The 2,566-nt window shown below is 64.5% G+C and carries 3 protein-coding genes and 1 pseudogene; 2 read left to right on the plus strand and 2 right to left on the minus strand.

Features of this window, described 5'->3' with window-relative positions; translation table 11 throughout:
* Positions 1–500, minus strand: a pseudogene (locus EN969_RS26165) (flagellar motor protein MotB); the annotation flags it as partial.
* Between the two features lie 245 nt (positions 501–745).
* On the opposite strand from EN969_RS26165, the gene EN969_RS26170 reads away from it, so the two are divergent.
* Positions 746–1,192: a YcgN family cysteine cluster protein gene (locus tag EN969_RS26170; RefSeq protein ID WP_013530173.1), complete on the plus strand. Its 447-nt coding sequence runs from the start codon at positions 746–748 to the stop codon at positions 1,190–1,192.
* A gap of 254 nt (positions 1,193–1,446) precedes the next feature.
* Positions 1,447–1,803 carry a hypothetical protein gene (locus EN969_RS26175; protein WP_013530174.1) on the plus strand — a complete coding sequence of 119 codons (357 nt, stop codon included), beginning with the start codon at positions 1,447–1,449 and terminating at the stop codon, positions 1,801–1,803.
* Between the two features lie 213 nt (positions 1,804–2,016).
* Here the strand turns inward: EN969_RS26175 and EN969_RS26180 are convergent.
* Positions 2,017–2,566 (minus strand): SIMPL domain-containing protein (locus EN969_RS26180; protein ID WP_127419520.1); only part of this gene is annotated, 550 nt, incomplete at its 5' end.

A 2,566-nucleotide genomic window follows, 5' to 3' on the forward strand; every position in this document is an offset into this window, starting at 1 on the left:
TCACGCTTCTTCCTGCGCGGCTGCTGTTCCTCTGCGGGTGCTGCCTGTTCGGCCGGCGCCTGCTCGGTCTGCTGCTGCTGGTCACGCTTCTTTCTGCGCGGCTGCTGTTCCTCTGCGGGTGCTGCCTGTTCGGCCGGCGCCTGTTCGGCCTGCTGCTGCTGATCACGCTTCTTCCTGCGCGGCTGCTGTTCCTCGGCGGGAGCGGCCTGTTCGGCGGGCGCCTGCTCGGCCTGCTGCTGCTGGTCGCGCTTCTTCCGGCGTGGCTGCTGCTCCTCGGCGGGCTGCTCGCTCTGGGCAGGCGCGGCCTGCTGTTCAGGCTCGGCCTTCTTGCGCTCGTGTTTCTGTTCGGGTTCCGCCTGCTGCTTCTGCGCGCAGGCCTCGGCCGATTCGCCCTCGGCGCATGCTGCTTGCGCCAGGATGAATGGGGTTGCCGTGCGCTGGGCAAGACCGGACGCGACACTTCCCTGAAGCGGGAACGCGCCCAACGGCGCGGATGCCATCAACAGGCCAAGTGCGGTGCCTGCCAGAATCCGTGGTTGGCGTTTCATCGAAATTCTCCTTGTGGGGTCCCATCCTTGCCGAAACCGATCTTGTGCCGATTGGTTCCAGTCTGGCACGGATAGAGGCCGTACGGGGCGATTGACCGACCTTTTGAAGGCAACTTCATGTCATTCACCTGGCGATAGCCGCAATTGCGACCATTGCCGCGCTTGACCTTGCCCGCGGCCGGGGCCACATCCGGGAAATGGAAACGCCATTCTGGAAAACCAAGGCGCTGGAGGCGATGAGCCCGGCCGAGTGGGAATCGCTGTGCGACGGCTGCGGTAAATGCTGCCTGTCAAAGCTTGAGGACGAGGACACTGGCGAGATCTACTGGACCAGCGTCGGCTGTCGGCTGTTCGACGCCGAGACCTGCCGCTGTTCGGACTACGCCAACCGGCTGGCGCGCGTTCCCGATTGCGTCGGGCTGACGCCGCAGAATGTGCGAACCATCAGTTGGCTGCCCAGTACCTGTGCCTATCGGCTGGTTGCCGAGGGCCGCGACCTCTACTGGTGGCACCGGCTGGTGTCTGGCAGCGCCGAGACCGTGCATGAAGCCGGCATCTCGATGCGCGGCCGGGTCAAAGCGAGTGAAACCGATCTTGCCGAGCCGGAAGACTATTTTGACTATGTGCTGGACGAGGAGCCGTAGGACCAGCGGCGGCGAGCAACAGCCTTACGTTCCACGACTTCCGGCCAATCCGCGGGCTCGGAATAGGGCGCCGAGTCAGGCATTCCGGCCTTCACCAAGGGCTGGGGACGGTGGCGAATGGCCGGAACTTCCTTCTTCCCGCCATATGAACCGGAGATGAACGGCAGGTTCGTAAAGAGTTCAGACAGGCAAGCGCATTCTCCCCCCATCGGTTCACGAGGACGGGCGAAGGCCCGCAAAAAGGAGAGAAGACGATGTTCAACACGATCAAGACGGCAGCCCTTTCGGCCCTGGTCGGTCTCGGCACACTGGCGGCCGTTCCCGCCCACGCCGACAGCCTCTATCTCGGCTTCGGCAACAACAACGACCCGCGTTTCGGCGTCTATACCGGTGACGACGGTTATCGCCATCGCCGTGATGAACGCCGCGGCGACTGGCGCCGTGGCTGTTCGCCGGACCGCGCCCTCGACAAGGCCGAACGCATGGGTCTCCACCGTGTCCGCATCGTCGACGTCAACCGTCGTACGGTGAAGGTGGCGGGCCGCCAGGACGGCGACCGTGTCGTGGTGGTGTTCGCCAATGAGCGCGGCTGCCCGGTTATCTATCGCTGAGGTTCGACAATTAAGGCCGACCCCTCTTTGAGGGTCAGCCTGGCAGCATGATCTTTAGCAAGATCAGCTGGGACTAGCGGAGCCCCTTTCCGTTTGAAGGGTGTGGCTCGCAAAAACCCCGCGGGAGCAATCCCGCGGGGTTTTTCATGCGCGCTATTGGCTGGTGATGCATCGGTGGCTGGGCAAGACCCAGCCACGGATCCTCAGAGCCGCTTACTTCAGTTCGAAGGTGACGGTCACCTGGACATTGTAGGAATTCTCGCCGGCCTGCACGGGAGCCGCGCCACCCGCCGCGGCATCGAAGGCCTTGGCGTTGATCGGCATCGGCGCCGGCGCAATGTTCTGATCTGATATCTCGAGCACCCGGCCGAGGCTGGCGCCTGCGGCCTCGGCCAGCGTCTTGGCCTTGGCCATGGCGTTGGCGACCGCCTTCTTGCGCGCCTCGGTGACCGTGGCTGCCGGGTTGTCATTGGTGAAGGCGATGCCGCCACCCTGGTTGACGCCGAGCGACACCGCCTTGTCGAGGATCTCGCCGGTCTTGTCGACATCGCGCACCCGCACCGAAAGCGTGTTGGTCACCTGATAGGCGACGAGTTCGGCTTCCTGGCTGCCGTCCGGCTTGTTGGTGTAGTTGTAGCGCGGGTTGATCTGGATGCCGGCGGTCTGCAGGTCCCGGTCCTTGATGCCGGCGGACTTCATCGCCGCGATCACGGCGGCCATGGCGTCATTGTTGGCGTCGAGCGCGGCGCGCGCGGTCTTGGCC

The organism is Mesorhizobium sp. M7A.F.Ca.CA.003.01.2.1 (genome assembly GCF_003998945.1).
In the GTDB taxonomy this organism is placed as follows: Bacteria; Pseudomonadota; Alphaproteobacteria; order Rhizobiales; family Rhizobiaceae; genus Mesorhizobium; species Mesorhizobium ciceri.

What these genes read in the sequence shown, in the direction of transcription:
- EN969_RS26170 (WP_013530173.1), top strand. Translation starts at nt 746, where the DNA reads ATGGAAACGCCATTCTGGAAAACCAAGGCGCTGGAGGCGATGAGCCCG.
- EN969_RS26175 (WP_013530174.1), top strand. Translation starts at nt 1,447, where the DNA reads ATGTTCAACACGATCAAGACGGCAGCCCTTTCGGCCCTGGTCGGTCTC.